This window comes from Novosphingobium sp. ERN07 (assembly GCF_012641335.1).
Classification (GTDB): Bacteria; Pseudomonadota; Alphaproteobacteria; order Sphingomonadales; family Sphingomonadaceae; genus Novosphingobium.
In genome coordinates, this window is sequence record NZ_JABAID010000003.1 from 322,704 (window position 1) to 344,266 (window position 21,563).

Annotated in this window: 16 protein-coding genes; 4 read left to right on the forward strand and 12 right to left on the reverse strand. The window is 62.7% G+C overall.

Annotation, left to right across the window (positions count from 1 at the left end):
- Nucleotides 1-6 precede the first annotated feature (6 nt).
- The 5 genes from cysN to HGI47_RS06920 form a co-directional block, all read right to left on the reverse strand.
- Nucleotides 7-1,923 (reverse strand): sulfate adenylyltransferase subunit CysN, encoded by a 1,917-nt coding sequence (gene cysN / locus HGI47_RS06900; RefSeq protein ID WP_168852063.1) that lies wholly within the window; start codon nucleotides 1,921-1,923, stop codon nucleotides 7-9.
- 71 nt (nucleotides 1,924-1,994) lie between these two features.
- A complete protein-coding gene (gene cysD, locus HGI47_RS06905; protein WP_168852064.1) occupies nucleotides 1,995-2,915 on the reverse strand; it encodes a sulfate adenylyltransferase subunit CysD in 921 nt (306 codons plus the stop codon).
- A gap of 117 nt (nucleotides 2,916-3,032) precedes the next feature.
- The gene (locus HGI47_RS06910) at nucleotides 3,033-4,157 is read right to left on the reverse strand and encodes a ThuA domain-containing protein (protein ID WP_168852065.1); all 1,125 of its coding nucleotides are present in this window, start codon (nucleotides 4,155-4,157) and stop codon (nucleotides 3,033-3,035) included.
- Nucleotides 4,157-5,845 (reverse strand): GMC oxidoreductase, encoded by a 1,689-nt coding sequence (locus tag HGI47_RS06915; RefSeq protein WP_168852066.1) that lies wholly within the window; start codon nucleotides 5,843-5,845, stop codon nucleotides 4,157-4,159. The genes HGI47_RS06910 and HGI47_RS06915 overlap by 1 nt, the downstream gene beginning before the upstream one ends.
- Nucleotides 5,846-5,859: 14 nt before the next feature.
- Nucleotides 5,860-6,480, reverse strand: coding sequence for a gluconate 2-dehydrogenase subunit 3 family protein (locus HGI47_RS06920; protein WP_168852067.1), 621 nt, complete (start codon nucleotides 6,478-6,480; stop codon nucleotides 5,860-5,862).
- Between the two features lie 269 nt (nucleotides 6,481-6,749).
- Between HGI47_RS06920 and HGI47_RS06925 the strand changes: the two genes are divergently transcribed.
- The gene (locus HGI47_RS06925; RefSeq protein WP_168852068.1) at nucleotides 6,750-7,730 is read left to right on the forward strand and encodes a nitronate monooxygenase family protein; all 981 of its coding nucleotides are present in this window, start codon (nucleotides 6,750-6,752) and stop codon (nucleotides 7,728-7,730) included.
- A gap of 40 nt (nucleotides 7,731-7,770) precedes the next feature.
- Here the strand turns inward: HGI47_RS06925 and HGI47_RS06930 are convergent, their stop codons facing one another.
- Complete coding sequence (locus tag HGI47_RS06930; protein WP_168852069.1) at nucleotides 7,771-9,954, reverse strand: xanthine dehydrogenase family protein molybdopterin-binding subunit; 2,184 nt, start codon at nucleotides 9,952-9,954, stop codon at nucleotides 7,771-7,773.
- Entirely contained in the window at nucleotides 9,944-10,411 is a 468-nt protein-coding gene (locus HGI47_RS06935; RefSeq protein WP_168852171.1) for a (2Fe-2S)-binding protein, read from the reverse strand. The genes HGI47_RS06930 and HGI47_RS06935 overlap by 11 nt, the downstream gene beginning before the upstream one ends.
- Before the next feature lie 132 nt (nucleotides 10,412-10,543).
- Between HGI47_RS06935 and HGI47_RS06940 the strand changes: the two genes are divergently transcribed.
- A complete protein-coding gene (locus HGI47_RS06940; RefSeq protein ID WP_168852070.1) occupies nucleotides 10,544-11,728 on the forward strand; it encodes an acyl-CoA dehydrogenase in 1,185 nt (394 codons plus the stop codon).
- 9 nt (nucleotides 11,729-11,737) lie between these two features.
- Here HGI47_RS06940 and HGI47_RS06945 read toward each other — a convergent pair whose 3' ends face one another.
- Nucleotides 11,738-12,202 carry an Lrp/AsnC family transcriptional regulator gene (locus tag HGI47_RS06945; RefSeq protein ID WP_255460680.1) on the reverse strand — a complete coding sequence of 155 codons (465 nt, stop codon included), beginning with the start codon at nucleotides 12,200-12,202 and terminating at the stop codon, nucleotides 11,738-11,740.
- Between the two features lie 95 nt (nucleotides 12,203-12,297).
- Here HGI47_RS06945 and putA point away from each other — a divergent pair, with 95 nt between their 5' ends.
- A complete protein-coding gene (putA, locus tag HGI47_RS06950; RefSeq protein WP_168852071.1) occupies nucleotides 12,298-15,909 on the forward strand; it encodes a trifunctional transcriptional regulator/proline dehydrogenase/L-glutamate gamma-semialdehyde dehydrogenase in 3,612 nt (1,203 codons plus the stop codon).
- 41 nt (nucleotides 15,910-15,950) lie between these two features.
- On the opposite strand, the gene HGI47_RS06955 is transcribed toward putA, so the two are convergent.
- Both HGI47_RS06955 and HGI47_RS06960 read right to left on the reverse strand, forming a co-directional pair.
- Nucleotides 15,951-16,607, reverse strand: a complete 657-nt coding sequence (locus tag HGI47_RS06955) for a CoA transferase subunit B (RefSeq protein ID WP_168852072.1) — start codon at nucleotides 16,605-16,607, stop codon at nucleotides 15,951-15,953.
- Nucleotides 16,607-17,317 (reverse strand): CoA transferase subunit A, encoded by a 711-nt coding sequence (locus HGI47_RS06960; protein ID WP_168852073.1) that lies wholly within the window; start codon nucleotides 17,315-17,317, stop codon nucleotides 16,607-16,609. The genes HGI47_RS06955 and HGI47_RS06960 overlap by 1 nt, the downstream gene beginning before the upstream one ends.
- Before the next feature lie 86 nt (nucleotides 17,318-17,403).
- On the opposite strand from HGI47_RS06960, the gene HGI47_RS06965 reads away from it, so the two are divergent.
- A complete protein-coding gene (locus HGI47_RS06965; RefSeq protein ID WP_168852074.1) occupies nucleotides 17,404-18,276 on the forward strand; it encodes a LysR family transcriptional regulator in 873 nt (290 codons plus the stop codon).
- Between the two features lie 50 nt (nucleotides 18,277-18,326).
- On the opposite strand, the gene HGI47_RS06970 is transcribed toward HGI47_RS06965, so the two are convergent.
- Both HGI47_RS06970 and HGI47_RS06975 read right to left on the reverse strand, forming a co-directional pair.
- The gene (locus tag HGI47_RS06970) at nucleotides 18,327-20,798 is read right to left on the reverse strand and encodes a zinc-dependent metalloprotease (protein ID WP_168852075.1); all 2,472 of its coding nucleotides are present in this window, start codon (nucleotides 20,796-20,798) and stop codon (nucleotides 18,327-18,329) included.
- A gap of 22 nt (nucleotides 20,799-20,820) precedes the next feature.
- Nucleotides 20,821-21,336 carry an Lrp/AsnC family transcriptional regulator gene (locus tag HGI47_RS06975; RefSeq protein ID WP_168852076.1) on the reverse strand — a complete coding sequence of 172 codons (516 nt, stop codon included), beginning with the start codon at nucleotides 21,334-21,336 and terminating at the stop codon, nucleotides 20,821-20,823.
- Nucleotides 21,337-21,563 lie beyond the last annotated feature (227 nt).

Consider the following 21,563-nt stretch of genomic DNA (forward strand, 5'->3'; position numbering starts at 1 on the left):
GCTCCCTCAGCCGATCAGCATGGCGACGATGCGTTCCGCCGCGTCTTCAGGCGATTCCGCCGTGGTATCGACCCGCACTTCGGCGCTTTCCGGCGCCTCATAAGGGCTGTCGATACCGGTAAAGTTCTTCAGTTCACCCGAACGCGCCTTCTTGTAGAGACCTTTCACGTCGCGACTTTCGGCCACTTCTAGCGGAGTGTCGATAAACACTTCCACGAACTCGCCATCGGCCATCAGGCTGCGCACCATTTCGCGCTCGGCGCGGAACGGGCTGATGAAGGCGGTGAGGACGATTAGGCCAGCATCGGTCATCAGCTTGGCCACTTCGCCCACGCGGCGGATGTTCTCGATGCGGTCCGCCTCGGTAAAGCCCAGATCCTTGTTCAGCCCGTGGCGCACGTTATCACCATCCAGCAGGAAGGTGTGCTTGCCGATGGCGTGCAGCTTCTTTTCGACAAGGTTGGCGATAGTCGATTTGCCCGAACCCGAAAGGCCAGTGAACCACAGCACCTTGGGCCGCTGGTTCTTGAGCGCGGCGTGTGCTTCGCGGCTGACGTCAAGCGCCTGCCAGTGCACGTTCTGCGCGCGGCGGAGCGAGAAGTTGAGCATCCCTGCCGCCACGGTGGCGTTGGTAATCTTGTCGATCAGCACGAAACCGCCGAGCGTACGGTTGTCAGCATAGGCTTCGAACACCAGCGGCTTGTCGGTGGCAAGCTCGGCCACACCGATGGCATTGAGTTCCAGCGTCTTGGCTGCCAGATGTTCCATCGTGTTGACGTTCACGACGTATTTAGGCTGCTGCACGGTGGCCGAAACGGTCTGCGTCGCCAGCTTCAGCCAATAGGCGCGGCCGGGGATCATCGCTTCGTCGTTCAGCCACACCAGCGTGCTTTCGAACTGGTCGGCGGCCTGCGGCGGATTGTCGGCAAGGCTGATGACGTCGCCGCGCGAACAATCGACCTCATCGGCAAGGCAGATGGTAACCGACTGGCCCGCAACCGCCTGCTCCAGATCGCCATCGAGCGTGACGACGCGCGTGACCTTGCTGGTCTTGCCCGAAGGCAGCACGCGGATATCGTCGCCCGGCTTTACGCTGCCCGTGGCGACAAGGCCGGAGAAGCCCCGGAAATCGAGGTTGGGGCGATTGACCCACTGCACCGGCATACGGAACGGCTTGTCAGCATCGACCGACGACAGCACTTCCACCGTTTCAAGGTGTTCGACCAGCGTCGGGCCGGAATACCACGGGGTGTTGGCCGAACGGGTGGTGATGTTGTCGCCCTTGAAGCCGGAAATCGGCATCGCGGTAAAGTTTTCGATCCCGATGCCGCGCGCGAACTCGGCATAGTCCTTGACGATGGCGTCGAAGACTTGCTGATCGTAGTCAACCAGATCCATCTTGTTCACCGCAAGCACGATGTTGCGGATGCCGATCAGGTGGCACAGGTAGGAGTGGCGGCGCGTCTGCACCAGCACGCCCTTGCGCGCATCGATCAGGATCACGGCAAGATCGGCGGTGGACGCGCCGGTGATCATGTTGCGGGTGTACTGTTCGTGGCCGGGGCAATCGGCCACGATGAACTTGCGCTTTTCAGTGTTGAAGAAGCGATAGGCCACGTCAATCGTGATGCCCTGTTCGCGCTCTGCCGCAAGGCCATCGACCAGCAGCGCGAAGTCGATCTCCTGCCCCTGCGTGCCCACCTTCTTGCTGTCGTTCTCCAGCGCGGCGAGCTGGTCTTCGAAGATCATCTTCGAATCATACAGCAGGCGTCCGATCAGCGTGGACTTGCCATCGTCCACCGACCCGCAAGTGATGAAGCGCAGCATGGTCTTGTGCTGGTGCTGATCGAGATAGGCGTCGATGTCCTCTGCAATCAGGGCATCGGTGACGTAGACGGGTTCGGCGTTTGCAACTTCAGACATGTTCTATCTCCCGTTCCCCCGTGTAGGCGGAGGTCGCAGGTCGGAAAGGGGCGCAGCTCAGGCGGGAAGCGTCAGAAGTAGCCCTGCTGCTTCTTCACTTCCATGCCGGCACCGCCCGCATCCTTGTCGATGGCGCGGCCCTGGCGTTCGCTAGTGGTGGTCAGCAGCGTTTCCTGAATGACCTGCGGCAGCGTCTTCGCCTCGCTCTCAACCGCGCCGGTCAGCGGGTAGCAGCCCAGCGTGCGGAAACGGATCGAGCGCATCACCGGTTCTTCACCGGGCAGGAGCGGGAAGCGTTCGTCATCGACCATCAGCAGCATGCCGTCACGCTCAACCGTGGGGCGCTTGTCCGCGAAATAGAGCGGCACGATGGGCACATTGTTGAGGTGGATGTACTGCCAGATGTCCAGTTCGGTCCAGTTCGAGATCGGAAACACGCGGATCGATTCGCCCTTGTTTTTTCGGGCGTTGTACAGGTTCCACAGTTCCGGGCGCTGGTTCTTGGGATCCCAACCGTGGCTGGCGGTGCGGAAGCTGAAGATGCGCTCCTTGGCGCGGCTCTTCTCCTCGTCACGACGCGCGCCGCCGAAAGCTGCGTCGAAGCCATACTTGTCGAGCGCCTGCTTCAACCCTTCGGTCTTCCACATGTCGGTGTGGAGCGCGCCGTGATCGAACGGGTTGATCCCGCGTTCCTGCGCTTCGGGGTTCTGGTAGACCAGCAGGTCCATGCCGCTTGTTTGCGCCATCTTGTCGCGCAGTTCGTACATCGCCTTGAACTTCCACGTGGTGTCCACGTGGAGCAGCGGGAACGGCGGCGGCGAGGGATAGAACGCCTTGCGCGCCAGATGCAGCATCACCGCGCTATCCTTGCCCACGGAATAGAGCATGACCGGGTTCGTCGCCTCGGCCACGACCTCCCGCATGATGTGGATCGCCTCGGATTCGAGACGTTCAAGATGGGTAAGCGTCTGGCGATCAAGCAATTGTGACATGGCCGGGAACTTCGCTGTTGCGGACGATGCCAGCGGGATGCCGCACCGCAACACAACGCGAAGTTCCCATATGGGAGCAACGCTCTATTCTTTTTCTTTCGGCCCTGAAAGTCGGCTTTATCGGGCCATCGCCGGGCAGGCAGCCTTATCGGTCGCCGCCCAGGTAATCGCGTTTTCCAGCAGATGCAGATGGTTTGCATCGCTATAGGTTTCAGGCCGGTGGCCGATGGCGGAATAGAACATGCGGCCCTTGCCGATGCAGTTGGTCCATGCCAGCGGATGATCCGCGCCCATGACCAGACCCGGCATCTGCGGATCGTTGGGTTCATAGGTGCTTTCATCCAGCATCAGCACCGGCGTAGCCCCTGCAAGGCGCGGGCTGGAGCGGAACGAGTACCATTCGTCGGTCATGCGCCATTCTGCGGGCAGCCCCTTGGCCAGAGGGTGCGCCGATTCCACCGCGATGCGCGCTTCCTGAAACTGCTTGCCGCGCGGGTGGCCGACAAAGCGGGCGCCGAGCAGGGTATCGGGATACCAATCCCAGAAATAGACCGGATCGCCCGCCGAACCGTGAATGCCGACATAGGCACCGCCTGCTTCGAGCCAGCCCTTGAATGCGGCGCGTTGCGAAACGGTCAGCACATCGCCCGAAATGTTGTTCCACAACACCGCATCGAACTCGCCCAGCGTCTTGGGATTGAACGCCCCGCCCTTGTCGGTGAAGGCCAGTGCCCAGCCCTTGCGCTTGGCCATATCGATCAGCGCGGCGTGCGCGGCATCGACCGAAGGTGTGTCCTTGAAACCGTTGATCTTTTCGAAGACCAGCACGTTCAGCTTGCCCTTAACGCGCGACAGGGCAGGCACTTCGTTGTCAAAACGGGCGCAGCGCTTTACGCGATCAGCATCGGTGACGGCCACCGTGCGCAATCCGGCATCGATTTCAGCGATTTTTGCTGCGTCCGTTCCGAGAAACATAGCCGCCGATTTCACATCGAGAATTGCGGCGAACGTCGGCGGTGTGGTGCCCGAAAACAGCGGCGGCATGGCACCGATCTTGCCGGGAATGACCTTTTCGACCACGGCTTTCGCCTGATGGCTCAGCAGCACGTCAACCAGCGGGGACGCCGCCGAAAACGGCGTATCCCGATTGCCGCAATCAGTTACCGGAGCAGCAGCAAACGCCGCCCCGGAACCGAGTAGAACGACCGGCGCAATCGCCGTCGCCAAAAGTTTGCGCAGCATCACAGCTTGCCTGCCTTCAACCATTCCGCCGCATGGTGCGCGGCGCGGGCCGACATCGCCATGTACGTGAGCGAGGGGTTCTGGCAGCCCGACGAGGCCATCACCGCGCCATCGGTGCAGAACAGGTTCGGCGCTTCGTGGGCCTGATTGTAGCCATTGAACACCGAAGTCATCGGATCGCGGCCCATGCGCGCGGTGCCCATTTCGTGAATGCCAAGTCCCGGAGGCCCCGGCTGCGTCGATTGTGAGACGACCGTGCCGCCTGCGGCCTCGATCATCGCCTTGCCGTCGGCAAGGATCTGCTTGGCCATCTTGCGTTCGTTCTCGCTGAAGCCGACGCTGATGTTGAGCAGCGGGATGCCCCACTTGTCCTTGCGCGTTTCATCCTGAACCACGCGGTTTTCGGGGTTCGGCAGCATTTCACCGAAGCCCGAAATGAACGCCACCCACGGACCGAATTCGCGCCCGCGCTGCTTGATGTCTTGACCGATGCCGGGAACGTCTGCGCTGGGCTTTCCACCCTGACGGATGACCGCGCCCTGATAGCCATAGCCGCGCACGTAATCGCCGCCGTCTTCGGTGACATTGCGATAGCGCGGAATGTAGATGCCGGTGGGACGCCGGCCGCGATAGTAGCTGTCCTTCGGGTATTCGGGCATTACGCCCACGGTGCTGAGCGCATACATGTGGTCCATGATATTGCGCCCGACCTGATCGGACTTGTTGCACAATCCGCGCGGGTTCGCTTCGCTGCGCGAATTGAGCAGGATCTGCGCGGTGCCGATGGTGGAGGCATTGAGGAAGAAGACCTTGGCTTCGTAGGTCTTGCCTTCCTTCGTCTTGGCATCGATCACCCGGACCGAGGTGATGCGCCCGGTCTTTGGATCCTGCACAAGACTGTGCACGATGGCATCGGTCACGATGGTCAGGTTGCCAGTACGCTCTGCCGCCGGAAGGGACGACGAAAGGCTGGTGTGGTTTGCGCCAAAGCTGCAACCGCGTTCACAGATCGAACGGTTCTGACAGCTCGTGCGCCCCAGTTCTTCGTGATGGGGCTGCGCGACGGAAAGGTTCGCGTTGCGCCCGATGATCACCTTGCGACCGGGGAAGTTCTGTTCGACCGAAGCCTTGAACAGCTTTTCGGCGTCGTTCATTTCCCACGGCGGCAGGAATTCCCCATCGGGAAGCTGCGGCAGATTTTCCTTGCTGCCCGAAACGCCAATGAACTTTTCGATGTGGCTGTACCACGGGGCCAGATCGTCATAGCGGATCGGCCAGTCAACGCCGTGACCGTCCTTGGCATTCGCTTCGAAATCCATTGGCGACAGGCGATAGGACTGGCGACCCCACATGATCGAACGTCCGCCAAGGTGATAGCCGCGAATCCACGTGAAGGGGCGTTCGTCCGGCGTGATATAGGGGTGATCGCTGTCCTTCACCCAGAACTGCTTGGTTGCGGCGTTCATCGCATAGCACTGCCTCTGCACGGGGTAGTCGCGCGCCAGTTCCTCTTCGGGAACGGCGTTGTTGTTGGGCAGCTCCCACGGGGATTGGGTGTCGTTGTAGTCGGTAACGTGTTCAACCTTGCGGCCACGTTCCAGCAGCAGCACTTTCAGGCCCCGCTCGGCAAGTTCCTTGGCGGAAATACCGCCGCTCATCCCCGAACCGATCACGATTGCATCAAACATGGGTCTTACTCGCTTCAGAAGGGGCCAACGCCGAGGAACGGGCGCGATTTCGGCGTGAGTTTGAGCGATGGCTCATACTTGCCGGGCACGTGTTCGTAGACCAGCTCGGTCGCGGTCGCTTCGGGGCTGTAGTAATAGAGATCGACGATCAGATCCTTGAGCCGCAGATATCCCGGATCGACCACCGCCACCGTCTTGGTGAAGGGGAACTTGCCCGAAGCGACGGTCTGCCCGGTCTTGGCCAGAGCGGCGGCATCGTGGGTGCGCAATACAGCTTCGCGATCCTTGACTGAAAGCGCGGCAAAGCCCTTTCCCTTGGCAGTGCGGGCTGCATCGTCAATGCGCTTCAGCCCGCCAAGAATTGCCTCGCGCGTGGCGGGCGCGGCCCATCCGCCCAGCATCACGTCAAGACGCTGCGGCACCTTTGCAGCCAGCGCGCCCGGCGTATCGGTCTTGGGCAGAATGGTATCGGCCACAGCCGAAAGCAGTGCCATCTGACCTGCCGGAAGATAGGGCTTTGCACCTTCGAGCGCCTGCGCAAAAACGTTGGCTGGCAGCGCGGAGGCACCCAGCAGCAGCGCGATGCGCGCAATGGCTCCGCGCCGGTTCACGTGCGCGTCCGTGGCTTCGATCATCGGATGTATATTCCTCTCGCTCCACCGGATGACATTCCCCCATGCGACTCTGCGCAGTTAAGAGATTCCCACCAGTGATTGCGGGAACCTAGCCAATTGGCAGCGCTGGTCAAGTTAACGGTCACAGAAATTGACAGCGTTGCCTGAATTTTCTGTCAGACGCTGCAAAAGCCGCATTCCTGAGGCCGTCTGTCAGGTCTGTGAGGTTGCGAGAGGAGGGCCATGCTGCAACTGTGCGGCAACAACAGGAACGACCTGAGGGGAGGAACATGGCCATCAAGACGCGCATCACCGAAATGCTCGGCATCGAACATCCTATCGTGCAGGGCGGGATGATGAACGTGGGCTATGCCGAACTTGCCAGTGCGGTATCAAACGCAGGCGGGCTTGGCATCATCACCGCGCTGACCCAGCCCACGCCTGATGCGCTGCGCGACGAGATCGAGCGCACGAAAGCCATGACGGCCAAGCCCTTTGGCGTGAACATGACGATATTCCCGACGGTCAATTCCCCCGATTACAGGGCCTATGCCCAGGCGATCATCGATGGCGGGGTGAAAATCGTTGAAACGGCGGGCACGCAGGCTGTGCGCGAAATCTGGGAAATGCTCAAACCGCACGGCGTGACGATCCTGCACAAATGCACCGCTGTGCGCCACGCGCTGTCTGCCGAACGCGCCGGGTGTGACGTCATTTCCATCGATGGCTTCGAATGTGCCGGGCACCCCGGGGAGGACGACATTCCCGGCCTGATCCTGATCCCGGCGGCGGCGGACAAGGTGAAAATCCCGCTGCTGGCCAGCGGCGGCTTTGGCGATGGGCGCGGACTAGTGGCGGCGCTATCGCTCGGCGCGGAAGGCATCAACATGGGCACCCGCTTTTGCGCCACGCAGGAAGCGCCGATCCACGATAATGTGAAACAGGCCTATATCGACAATGACGAACGCGGCAGCTTCCTGATCTTCCGCAATTTCAAGAACACCGCGCGCGTGGGCCGCAGCGACGTGTCCGAAGAAGTGGTGCGCCGCCTGTCAAAACCCGATGCGAAGTTCGAAGACGTTCAGGAACTCGTCAATGGCCGCGCGGGCAAGGCCCTGCTGGAAACGGGTGACCTGTCCAAAGGCGTGTTCTGGGCCGGTATGGTGCAGGGCCTGATCCACGATGTGCCCACCTGCCAGCAATTGATCGACCGCATCATGGGCGATGCGGAAAGCATCATTCGCGGACGACTGGGCGGGTTGCTGGTTTAAGGTGCGATGCCGGGGTGAAATTATCGCCCCGGCAAGGCTTTCACGCCTGATAGGGCAGAGAGCGAACACGCTTTCCGGTCAGGCTGCTGATCGCATTGGCCACCGCCGCCACCACCGGGGGCAGGGCGGGTTCGCCAAGGCCAGTGGGCGGATTGTCGGTGCGGACCATCGCGATTTCGATAGGCGGCACCACATCAATGCGCGGCAGCGGATAGGCATCGAAGTTCGCCACTTGCACCTGTCCGCCTTCGACCGGCACTTTCAGCCCGCCGATGACATGGCCGATGCCTTCGATCATCGAACCCCGGATTTGCTGTTCGGCGTTCATCGGGTTGATCACGGTGCTGCCGATATCGCCCGCGACCCACATCTTCGTGACCCGCAGCGCGCCATCGGCTTCGGCCACATCGGCCACCACGGCGAAGTATCCCAAGTGGCTGAAATAGAAGCCGAAGCCGCGCCCCTTTGCGGGCTTTTCCTGCCACGCGGCGTTTTTCATTACCTCGCGGATGACGCCTGCGGCGCGGCCGGTATCGAACGGCGGCGGCTGAAAGATATCCGGCACGCCGGGAATCTTTGGCGGAACCACGGCACGGGCCTCGCCCAGCACGTCCAGCATGAAGGCAGGCAGCGTCTTGCCCGCAGCGGCGGCCACTTCGTCAAGGAAGGCCTGCGTGGCATAGGCCAGCGCGTTCGATCCCGGCGCGCGCAGCCAGCCTAGCGGCACGTTGCTATCGAGCACGGTCATGCCAAGATCGGCGTTGGGCACCAGATTGGCCGGGACCAGATCATTGGGCAGTTCGCCCCCGCGCCCCGGCTGACCCTTTGCGCCGAAGGTGACGAGGTGGGTGCGGAACGCGGTCAGCTTGCCTTGCGCATCCAGCGCCGCATCGAACTTGTGGAAGCCTGCCGGGCGGAAGAAATCGAGCCGGAAATCCTCTTCACGCTCAAGGATCAGTTTGACCGGAACGCCCGGAACCTCGCGCGCGATCATGGCGACCAGCACCATGAAATCGCTTTGCAGACGCCGCCCGAAACCGCCGCCGATGCGGGTCAGGTTGACCGTGACGGCATCGGGCGCAACGCCAAGTGCCTTGGCCACCATGCCCTTGCCTTCGTCGGGCATCTGGCTGGGCGCCCAAAGCTCTGCCTTGCCGTCCTTGACCTGCGCGGTGCAGTTCTGCGGCTCCAGCGTGGCGTGGGCGAGGAAGGGGTAGGAATATTCCGCGCTAACGACTTTTGCCGCCTTGGCCAGCGCGGCGGCAGCATCGCCTTCCTTGCGCACGGACGCTGCGGGTGCGCCCGCAAACGCGGCCTTGGCGGCAGCGGCAAACGTGGCGTCGGAATGCTTTTCGCGCCCGCCGTTGTCCCATTGCGCATCCAGCAGCTTGCGCGCTTCGCTGGCGGTCCACCAGCTGTCGGCCATCACCGCCAGAGCATCGACCGGCGCGTCATCGTGCCCAAGCTGGCGCAGCGGCACGACCTTGCGCACGCCGGGCAGAGCCAGCGCCTTGGCCGCATCGTGGCTTTTCAGCGTGGCACCGCGCACCGGCGCGGTCAGCAGCGCGGCGTGAACCATGCCAGGCAGGACCGTATCGACACCAAACAGCGGCTTGCCCGCGACGATGGCTGGCGTGTCCGGCCCCGGCACCGGCTTGCCGATGATCGTAAAGCTGGCAGGGTCTTTCAGCTTGAGCGACGCCACATCGGGCACTGCTTCCTTTGCCGCAGCAGCCGCCAGCGCGGCATAGGGCGCGCGGCGTTTGCTGGCGGCGTGGATCACTTCGCCCGCGCTGGTGGTGATATCGGCAGCGGGCACGCCCCATTGCTTTGCCGCTGCCGCAACAATCATAGCGCGCGCAGTTGCGCCCGCCTGCCGCATCGGCATCCAGTTCATCGGGGTGGACATGGACCCGCCCGCAAACTGTTCGCCAAAGCGGGACTGGTCGGCCACCGCTTGTTCCACTTTCACAGAACCCCACGCGACGTCGAGTTCTTCGGCAATGAGCATCGGCAGCATGGCCTTTACGCCCTGGCCGATTTCCGGGTTCTTTGACGTGATCGTCACCGTATTGTCGGCGGCGATGGCCACATAGGCGTTGATCCGGGCCGATGCCGCGCCGCCGGGCTTTGCCCCTTGCGCGCCCGCAATCTGGATATCGAAGGCAAGCGTGCCACCCGCGGCGAGCATGGCCTTCAGCGCAAGACGACGATCAGCGAGCATTTGCGCCTCCTGCGGCCTGCTTTATCGCATCGCGGATGCGGTGGTAGGTGCCGCAGCGGCACAGGTTGCCTGCCATTGCCGCATCGATATCGGAATCGCTGGGCGCGGGATTGCTTTCCAGCAGCGCCACCGCGCTCATGATCTGGCCTGCCTGGCAGTATCCGCACTGCGGCACGTCGATATCCACCCACGCATCGCTCACGCGCTTGCCAACCGCGCTGGCTGCAACGCCTTCGATCGTGGTGATCGCGCCTTCGCCCACGGCGTTGATCGGGGTGATGCAGGACCGGATTGCCTGCCCATCAAGGTGCACCGTGCAGGCCCCGCACAGCCCCGCGCCACAGCCAAACTTCGGCCCCAGATAGCCCAGATCTTCGCGCAAGACCCACAACAGCGGTTTTTCGCCGGGAACGTCAACCTGCCTTGAGGTTCCGTTCACTTTCAGCATTGTCGGCATTGGATCACCCCGGACGGTCTTGTTCATTTGCATCTGCACTATGCGCATGACGCGCTGCTGACAAATGCCTTTTCGCTGTGGTTGAAGTGCCGGTTGCAGGATGCCAAAGAGGTTACAAAGGAGATTACCGAAATGGCAGGCATGGTTCCGTTCGACTGGGAAGACGCGCTGGGGTTGGATGGGCTGCTGACCGATGACGAACGCATGATCCGCGATGCCGCGCGCGCCTTTGCGCAGGACCGGCTTGCCCCGCGCGTGATCGATGCTTTCGCCAACGAACATACCGACCCCGAAATCTTCCGCGAAATGGGGGCGCAAGGGCTGCTGGGCGTGACGCTGCCCGAAGACTACGGCTGCACCGGCGCGGGCTATGTCTCCTACGGCCTCATCGCGCGCGAGGTTGAGCGGGTGGATTCGGGCTATCGTTCGATGATGAGCGTGCAGTCCAGCCTCGTGATGTTCCCGATCTTCGAATACGGGAGCGAGGAGCAGCGCCGCAAATACCTGCCAAAGCTGGCGACCGGCGAGTGGATCGGCTGCTTCGGCCTTACCGAACCGGACGCCGGATCAGACCCCGGCGGAATGCGCACTCACGCGCGCAAGGTCGATGGCGGCTATGTGATCAACGGCGCGAAAACGTGGATTTCCAACGCCCCGATTGCCGACGTGTTCGTCGTCTGGGCCAAGAGCGACGCGCACGGCGGCGGCATTCGCGGCTTCGTGCTGGAAAAGGGCATGAAGGGCCTGTCCGCGCCGAAGATCGAAAACAAGATTTCGCTGCGCGCCTCGATCACCGGCATGGTGGTGATGGACGATGTGTTCGTGCCCGAAGACGCGCTGCTGCCCAACGTGCAAGGGCTGAAAGCGCCGTTCGGTTGCCTTAATCGCGCGCGCTATGGCATTTCGTGGGGGGCGCTGGGCGCGGCGGAGTTCTGCTATCACGCGGCGCGGCAATATGGGCTGGACCGGCACCAGTTCGGCCGCCCGCTGGCCGGAACGCAGCTTTACCAGAAGAAGTTGGCCGACATGCTGACCGAAATCACGCTGGGTCTGCACGCATCGCTGCAAGTGGGCCGATTGATGGACGCCGGGAAATTCGCGCCCGAAATGATCTCCATCGTAAAGCGCAACAACGTGGGCAAGGCGCTGGATATCGCCCGGATGGCGCGCGACATGCACGGTGGCAATGGCATTTCGGGCGAATATCAGGTGATCCGCCACATGGTGAACCTTGAAACGGTGAACACCTATGAAGGCACGCACGATGTCCATGCGCTGATCCTGGGCCGCGCGATCACGGGCATTGCGGCGTTCTGACGGGGCGGGCTACTCCTTCACCGTCTCCATCGCCACGAAAGTCGACGTGCTGGCCACGTGGGGCAGGGCGGAGATTTTCTCCCCCAGCACCGTGCGGTAGCGGCGGATATCGGACGTTCGCACCTTCAGTAGATAGTCGAAGCTGCTGGCGATCATGTGGCACTCCTCGATTTCGGGGATCTGCCGCACGCCTGCGTTGAATTCGGCCAGCGCGCGGTCGCGCGTGTCGGACAGCTTCACTTCGGTGAAGGCCACGTGATCGATGCCCAGCTTGGCAAAATCGACCAGCGCGGCGAACCCGGTGATCACCCCTGCATCCAGCAGACGCTTCAGCCGCACCTGACACGGCGTTTTGGAAAGCCCGACCTTTTCGGCCAGCGCCGTCATTGCCATCCGGCCATCGATCTGCAACGCGGCGATGATCTTGCGGTCATAATCGTCAAGATGGACTGCATTACGGTGTTCTGTGGGCAATTCCGCCTCCAAATTGCCAGATCAAAAGTTCATTCGAACCATTCAGGCAGCGCGTTTGGTCAGATTGACCCGGCGATCCGTGCTATGTCAATGGCATGACCGCCGCACCCGCCCCCTTCGCCCACTTTGCGCCCCCCATCCGCCCCGCCACGCCGCTGCGGCAGGCCATCACCGCCGCGTGCCGCACGGATGAAGCGCAAGCGCTCGCGCCACTGATCGAACAAGCCAGCCTGCCCGCCGATGCGCGCAGCGCCATTCGAAGCACGGCAAGCCGCCTCGTCACCGCGCTCCGCGGCGAAAGCCGGGGCAGCGGCGTGGAAGGGCTGGTGCAGGAATACTCGCTGTCGAGCGAAGAGGGCGTCGCACTGATGTGCCTTGCCGAAGCCCTGCTGCGCATCCCCGATACCGCCACCCGCGATGCGCTGATCCGTGACAAGATTGCCGATGGCGATTGGACCGCACATCTGGGCGGCGGGCGCTCGTTGTTCGTCAACGCCGCTTCTTGGGGGCTGGCGATCACCGGAAAGCTGGTAGGCAGCGTGGATGATCGCGGCCTTGGCGCCGCGCTGACACGGCTGGTGGCGCGCGCGGGCGAACCGGTGATCCGGCGCGGGGTTGACCTTGCCATGCGCATGATGGGCGAACAGTTCGTCACCGGCGAGACGATTGCCGAAGCGCTGGAGCGCGCCAAGGAACTGGAATCCAAAGGCTTTCGCTACAGCTACGACATGCTGGGCGAAGCGGCCACCACCGCGCAGGATGCCGCGCGGTATTACAAGGATTACGAGAACGCGATCCACGCCATTGGTGCCGCCTCTGCCGGGCGCGGCATTAATGAAGGGCCGGGCATCTCGATCAAGCTGTCCGCGCTTCACCCGCGCTATTCCCGCGCGCAGGCCGAACGAGTCACGGCCGAACTGCTGCCCCGCGTGAAAGCGCTGGCCACGCTGTGCATGGGCTATGACATCGGGCTGAACATCGATGCGGAAGAGGCCGACCGCCTCGAACTCTCGCTCGACCTTCTCGAAAGTCTCGCGCTCGATCCCACGCTGGCCGGGTGGAACGGCCTCGGCTTCGTCATTCAGGCCTATGGCAAGCGGTGCCCGGCGGTGATCGACTGGATCATCGATCTTTCCCGCCGTGCAGGGCGGCGCATGATGGTGCGTCTGGTCAAGGGGGCCTATTGGGACGCCGAGATCAAGCGAGCGCAAGTGGACGGGCTGGCCGACTTTCCGGTCTATACGCGCAAAGTCCATACCGACGTTGCCTATATCGCCTGCGCCCGCAAATTGCTGGCCGCGCCCGATGCGGTGTTCCCGCAGTTCGCCACGCACAATGCGCAGACAGTGGCCACGATCTATCATCTGGCAGGGGCTGATTTCAGCACCGGCCAGTACGAATTTCAGTGCCTGCACGGCATGGGTGAACCGCTCTACCGGCAGGTCGTGGGTGCGGACAAGCTGAACCGCCCCTGCCGCATCTATGCGCCGGTGGGCACGCACGAAACGCTGCTCGCCTATCTCGTGCGCCGCCTGCTGGAAAACGGCGCGAACAGCAGCTTCGTCAACCGAATCGGCGATCCTGCCGTGCCGGTGGACGATCTGGTGGCTGATCCGGCAGAGGTGGTGAAAGCCATGCCGCAGCCCGGCGCGCGGCACGATGGCATTGCCCTGCCATCGGCGCTTTACCCGGACCGGCGCAATTCAACAGGCCTTGATCTTGCAAGCGAAGCCATGCTGGCCATGCTGACCGAAGCCTTGCAGGAAAGCGCGGCAATGACATGGCACGCCGGTCCGCCAGAAACACAAGGCACGGCGCGCCCCGTGCTGAACCCTGCCGACCACCGCGATGTGGTGGGCCATGTCGTAGAAGTCGATCCGGCCTTTGCGACTGCGGCAGTAGAGCGCGCGGGCGCTTCCCGCTGGCGTGACGAACCCGTGGCAAGCCGCGCCGCCATCCTCGAACGTGCCGCCAGCGCCATGCAGGCGCGGATGCCAATCCTGCTTGGCCTGATCATGCGCGAGGCGGGCAAATCCTTGCCCAATGCCATTGCCGAAGTGCGCGAAGCCATCGATTTCCTGCGCTATTACGCCACCCAGGCCCGGCAGACCTTTGGCGCGGCGCAAGTGCCGCTCGGCCCGGTCGTCTGCATCAGCCCGTGGAACTTCCCGCTGGCGATCTTCACCGGGCAAGTCGCCGCAGCGCTCGTCGCCGGCAATCCGGTGCTGGCCAAACCGGCAGAGGAAACCCCGCTGATCGCCGCCGAAGCCGTGCGCCTGCTGCACGAAGCGGGCGTGCCCGAAGATGCGTTGCAACTGTTGACCGGCGATGGCCGCATCGGCGCGGCGCTGGTGGATGCGCCGCAAACTGCTGCCGTGATGTTCACCGGCTCCACCGAAGTCGCACGGCTGATTCAGCGCCAGCTTGCCAAGCGCCTGTCACCAAGAGGCCGCCCCATCCCGCTGATCGCGGAAACCGGCGGACAGAACGCGATGATCGTCGATTCCTCGGCGCTGGCCGAACAGGTCGTGGCCGATGTGATCGCCTCGGCCTTCGACAGCGCGGGCCAGCGCTGTTCGGCCTTGCGCGTGCTGTGCCTGCAAGAGGAAGTGGCCGACCGTACGCTGGCCATGCTGAAAGGCGCGCTGCGCGAACTGTCCATCGGGCGCACCGATGCGCTGAACGTCGATATCGGGCCGGTCATCACGGCTGAGGCGCGCGACAACATCGAAAGCCACATCGCTGCCATGCGCGCCAAGGGCCTGCGCGTGGACCAGCAACCGCTGCCGGACGAGGCCGTCCACGGCACGTTCGTTGCGCCCACGATCATCGAAATCAATCGCATGGCCGATGTGGGCCGCGAAGTTTTCGGCCCGGTGCTCCACATTCGGCGCTTCCGCCGTGAACGGCTCGGCCAGTTGATCGATGATATCAACGCGACCGGCTATGGCCTTACCTTCGGCCTGCACACGCGGTTGGACGAGACGGTTTCGCACGTCACCTCGCGGATCAGGGTTGGGAACATCTATATCAACCGCAACGTGATTGGCGCGATCGTTGGCGTGCAGCCGTTCGGCGGTTGCGGCCTTTCGGGCACAGGGCCAAAAGCGGGTGGGCCGCTCTATCTGGGACGGCTGGTGGAACGGCCACCGGTCTTCGCCGCCCGCGCCGCGCATGTGCCAACGCCCATCCACGAATTTGCCGAATGGCTTGATACGCAAGGAGAGCGCGATACGGCGGCGAAGGCGCGCCGCTATGCCGATGCCTCACCGCTGGGAGTTGAACTGGAACTGCCGGGGCCAGTGGGCGAACGCAATCTCTATGCCCTGCACGCGCGCGGCACGATCCTGTTGCGCCCCTCTACGCAGGCGGGTCTGTTCGAACAGATGGCCGCCGTCCTCGCCACCGGCAATCGCGGCGTGGTGCAGGGGATGGCGTTGCCTGAAGGCTTGCCCGCACCTGTTGCCGCCGCGTTTGCGCCGCGCCCCGCCGAACCCGTCGCCGCCGTTTTGGTGGAAGGCGATGCAGCATTCATCGAAAGCACGCTGGCAGACGTTGCCGCGATGCCCGGCGCGGTGCTTTCCGTCCACGCCGCCAACCCTTCCACACCCTGCGCCTACGTCTGCGAATGGCTGGTTGAGGAAGTTTCGACTTCGATCAACACCACCGCAGCAGGTGGCAACGCCAGCCTGATGATGATAGGCTGAGCAGGACCGACCCCGGTCAAGGCCGGGGTCAACTCCTACGTTTAGACGTAATGCGCAGTCGTCTTTTCGCGCACTTCTTCCGGCGTAACTCCCGGCGCACATTCAACCAGACGGAACGGGGAATCGTGGTCCGGGCGCTGGAACACGGCAAGGTCGGTCACGATCATGTCCACTACGCCACGGCCCGTCAGCGGCAGGGTGCAGGCGGGGATGAACTTGGGGCTACCGTCCTTGGCGCAGTGTTCCATCACCACGATGATCTTCTTGACGCCAGCGACAAGGTCCATCGCCCCGCCCATGCCCTTGATCATCTTGCCGGGGATCATCCAGTTGGCGATGTCGCCGTTTTCGGCCACTTCCATCGCGCCCAGCACGGTCAGGTCGATCTTGCCGCCACGGATCATGGCGAATGACTGCGCGCTATCGAAATAGGCCGAATGCGCCAGTTCGCTGATCGTCTGCTTGCCCGCGTTGATCAGGTCGGCGTCTTCATCGCCTTCATAGGGGAACGGACCGATGCCCAGCATTCCGTTTTCGGATTGCAGCGTCACGGTCATCCCCGCAGGCACGTGGTTGGCCACCAGCGTCGGTATGCCGATGCCAAGGTTCACATAGAACCCGTCCTGCAGTTCCTTTGCGGCGCGGGCGGCCATTTCGTCGCGGCTCCAGCCCTTGGTCAGGCCATCATGCGTGGTCATCAGACGGTCTCCCTCTTGCGGGTGGTGCGGAATTCGATCTGCTTGTCATAGGGCGCGCCCACGACAATGCGCTGCACATAGACGCCGGGCAGGTGGATCGCATCGGGATTGAGCGCGCCGGGTTCGACGAGTTCCTCAACCTCTACCACGCAGACCTTGCCGCAAGTGGCGGCGGGCACGTTGAAATTGCGCGCTGTCTTGCGGAACACCACGTTGCCGGTGGTATCGGCCTTCCACGCCTTCACGATGGCCAGATCGGCAAAGATGCCCTGTTCAAGAACGAACTCTTGCCCGCCGAACTCCTTGATTTCCTTGCCTTCGGCTACCAGTGTGCCAACGCCGGTCTTGGTGTAGAAGCCCGGAATGCCTGCGCCGCCAGCGCGCATCCGTTCGGCCAGCGTGCCCTGCGGCGAAAACTCGACCTCAAGTTCCCCTGCAAGATACTGGCGTTCGAACTCCTTGTTTTCGCCAACATAGGACGAAATCATCTTGGCGATCTGGCGCGTGCGCAGCAGCTTGCCCAGGCCCTGATTGTCGATCCCGGCGTTATTGCTGGCCACGGTCAGCCCCTTGACGCCGCTTTCCACAATGGCATCGATCAGCCTTTCGGGAATGCCGCAAAGGCCAAAGCCGCCGCTGGCGATCAGCATTCCATCGTGCAGCAACCCGTCAAGCGCTGCGCGGGCATCGGGATAGATTTTGCCTGCCATGAATCCTCCATGTTTGGACGAAGATTAGGGCTTGATTGCCTTTCGATCCAATGATTAATTTTATCTCTGATTGATAAGAGTTGCTGATGCACAAGCTGGCGATCTACCATCTCGAAACGCTGCTGTGGATCGCCCGCCTCGGCACGTTTCGCGCTGCGGCCGAGCGGCTGCACACCACGCAGCCCGCCATTTCCGCCCGCGTGCGCGAAATCGAAGGCCAGCTTGGCGTCGCCATCTTCCGGCGCGAAGGGCGCGGCGTCGTCCTCACCGCGCGGGGGCGGCAGCTTGTGCAGGATTGCGAACCGCTGTTGGCGGGGCTGGAAAGCGCGCTGCTCGAAGCGGGAAACCACGCGGGCGCGGCGGGGATCGTGCGGATTGCAGCGGGAGAAATCGCGGCGGCCACCTGCCTCCCGCAATTTGCCAGCGCCATCGGCAAAGACCTGCCGGGCGTGACGCTGCACATCGATTTGGACCTTACCGCGCGAATGCTGCAAAACGTGCTGGCAGGCACGCGCGACATTGCATTTCTGGCAGGGCCGGTCGCCAGCCCCGGCCTGCGCACCGCACCCATTGGGGCGGTGGACCTCACGTGGCTGGCAAGTCCTTCAATTGCCAAGGAAAATCGCCTGCACAGTGACATCCCGATCTGGTCGGTGGGGGAACATTCCCCGATCCACCGCGTGACCTGCGAAAGCCTGAAAGCGGCAGGCCTGCCGGTGCGGGCGATCAACACCTGCAACAATGTCGAGGCGATGCTCGGCATCGTTGCAAGTGGCGCGGGGGCGGCGGTCTTTCCAAAAGTGATGGCGCGGCGGCTGATCGAAACCGGGCAACTGGCCGAATTTCACACCCGCCCGAAATCGCAACTTCGGTTCGAAGTGGCGATCCGGTCCAACGAGACGGACCCCGTTGTGCTGGAGCTTTTCCGGCGCGCCGCGCACCTGTCTGTCGCCGGTTAAGGCCAGCTTAGGTGCGCCTAGGTGCATCTAGGTGCACTTCAGGAATGCCCTTATCCCAGCGGCGGTCCTGGGGGCATCGGGAAGCGCGAACGCGGCCCTTCACCCCATTCGGGTGACAGCTTTTTCGGAGCGTGAGCCGCCGGATCATCAAGGTAGGTGGCGATATCGGCAGCGGCGCGGCTGCTCCAAGCGGCGGCCAGCTTGTCTGCACTGCGGCGCTTAGCCAGTGTGCCCGAAAGCGTGCGCAAGGTTTCCAGCACATAGCTGCGCACTTCCGGCGCAGCATCGGGATTGGCGCCCAGCATCATCAGCGCATCGAGCGTGATCGATTCCACCGCGCCCTGCAGCGCAAGTCCGCTCGCTGAACCTTCGCGCGGAGCGCCGAAGGTGCGCGCGACGACAGCGTCGATCATTTCAGGGAAAGTCAGCGTATCGCGCTGCCTTGCAGCAAGCGATATCATGCGGTTAGCGCGCGCCGCATCGGTCAGCGGTTCAAGCACGAGCGACGCGGCGATGCGCGCGGCCTGCACCTGATCGAAAGCGGCATCGCCCGAAAGATCCTCCTTGTTCGATCCGGGTGAGGCGACGAGTTGCGCCAGCAGGCTTTCCGGCATGGCGAGCGCCGATGACTGCACCGCGTCGAGCATCAGCCCGAGCACTTCGCGCTGCAAGGCGGCGGGGACGAACTCGGTCGGTGGCACGGTATCGCCCTTCACCACGAAGTTCTGATAGAGGCCGCCGATATATTTCGATCCGCTTTCAAGCGCATAGCGGTGGTGGAGATAGACCATCCACAACCGCGCATCGCGCAAGGCCCCCACCGGCTCCCCCGCCGTGAGCGCGTTCTGGCCATAAGTGTTCAGCAGGATGTCGCGCGCGGCATATGTCTCACGCAAGTATTCGGTCGGCGTGGCGCGATCATCGTACCACGTCCAGCGCGGATCGGTTTCGGGCACATAGTGCAAGCCTGCCGCGCGCATATCGGCCACGACCTTTTCCAGCCCCGCCTTTTCCGCTGCCGGTGAGAACGTGGAATAGGCATAGCGGACCATCATCGCGTCGTAGGCACCGATCTGCTTCTGGAAGGATTCAGACAGATCGATCTTGCCGCCCACCACTTTCACGCGCGGAGTGGGATATTCCATCACCGACTGCCGATCATCGAGGCTGGAGGCGAAGTTGTGCTGAAAGCCGATGGCGTGGCCCAGTTCGTGCGCGGTCAGCAGAGCCTGACGCAGTAGCACCATATCGCGCTGGCCCGCAGGCATCGTGGCAAAAGCGCCGGGTGTGACCAGCGCCGGATCGGCCACGGTCACGCCGCTGCCATCGGCGGGAAGGGCGGCGCTATAGGCGTCCCAATAGTTCGCGATGGTGCGAATGCGGTGCGTATCCATTCGCGTTTTCGATCCGATGATTTCGCCAGTGCGCGGATCGCGATAAGTGCCGCCGCTGGAAAAACCGCGCTCATCCCGGTTGATCCACAGGACATAGGCATAGCGGATGTCCATCGGGTCCATATCGGCAGGCGCATCTTCCGCGCGCACCGCGTTGATGAAACCGGCCTGTTCGAAGGCCTTGTTCCACCACAGCGTACCCTGCTTCATCGCGGTGCGGATGGGCGCGGGGATGGCGGGATCGAAATAGAAAGTGATCGGCTTTACCGGTTCGCTCATTGCGGCGGCGGGGTCTTTCTTTTCAAGCCGCCAGCGCGTGATCCACGCGGTTTCAGTGGGTTCGCTGACTTCCTTGGCATAATCGCGGAAGCGCATTTCGCTCACCCCGATACGCGGATCGCCAAGGCGCGGGACATAGCCGGTGGGCGCTTTCAGGAAGCTGTGATGGATGCGCAGGGTTACGCTGCGGGCATCGGGCGTGACATTGCGCACCAGCGCGCCGGGGGCATCGCCCGCGAATGTGGCGATGGTTTCCACTTCCGAATTTTCGGGAAAGGCCTTGGTCGCAGGCAGGTGGAAGGCACTGCGGGCGGGATCGAATTTGTAGGTGCCCTGATTGGCACGCTTGAGCATGGCTTCGATGCCCGCCGCATCGCGCATGAACAGCGCGGTGCCATCGACCAACACCTTACCGCCGCTGGCAGATTCTATGGGCAGGCTGGCAAGGACCGATGTGGGAAAGGAATCGACAACCCCGCCGGCGGTCTGCGCCGTGCCGGTGGTGGCACGGTATCCGGTGTTGACCTTTACAACCAGCACGCGCTGGCCGACGCGCTGAAAACGGATAACCGCGCTTTCCAGAATACCGCGATCAAGCGGCAGTTCGACCGAGCCGCCGCCGCTGGCCGCCGATACGTAATAGAGAATGTCGGTATCGAAAGCGGGCACTTCGATCAGCACGCGTCCCTTTGCGGCGTCCCATGTGAGCGGCACGAAGCCGTCCATGCGGGTGGGCGCGCTGGCCGTTGCGGACGCGGATTGGGCCATGACCGACGGTGCGCAGAGCGCGATCAGGGCGATGGACGTGGCGGACGCGAGCGCGCGATTGCGAAGGCGGGGAAGGGTCATGGTGCAGTTGCTCCGTTTGGAATCAGCGCGGACGGCGGGGCTTGCCGGTGCGGCCCCGTTCGAAAATGATTGGAATGGTCGAGCGTTGGGCCACTTCGCGCAGGATGAAGCTGCTGCGAATCTTGGCGACGTGGGGAAGGTTCGACAGTTCCTTGCGGTAGATCGTGTCGTATTCATCCAGCGAACTGACGTGGACGATCAGGATGAAATCCGTGTCACCCGAAATGAACCCGCAATAGGACATCGACGGGCATTTGATCACTTCCTGTTCAAATTCGTTGAGGATCTGTTCGGCCTGGCTGCGCAGTTCGATCATCACCACGACCACGCCTGAAAAGCCCAGCGCCTCCAGCGAAAGCTGCGCGCGATAGCCGGTGATGATCCCCGCTTCCTCCATGATTCGCCGCCTGCGGGCCACCGCCGTGCTCGACAGGCCAAGCTCTTCGCCCAGTGCCACATCGGTGCTGCGGCCATCGGCCGACAGGAATTCGAGGATTCGAAAATCCACCTCATCAAGGTCGATCGTTGGAGAATTCATCGAAAAATCCTGATTTCGGTTTCGGGATGAAAATTCAGGCAGCGGGAAACCGCTCATTCATTCAAATTTCCAATATCGCGATACAAGATATCTCCATACCTCAAGAATCCATGAGGCCAGCAGGGCACCCACCCTGTCAACGCCCAAATCCACCCTTTTGCAAAAAGGGTTTTGCTAATCCGGTATTTCTTGAATAGCCCTTGGCATCGGGGATGCACAAAGCCTTT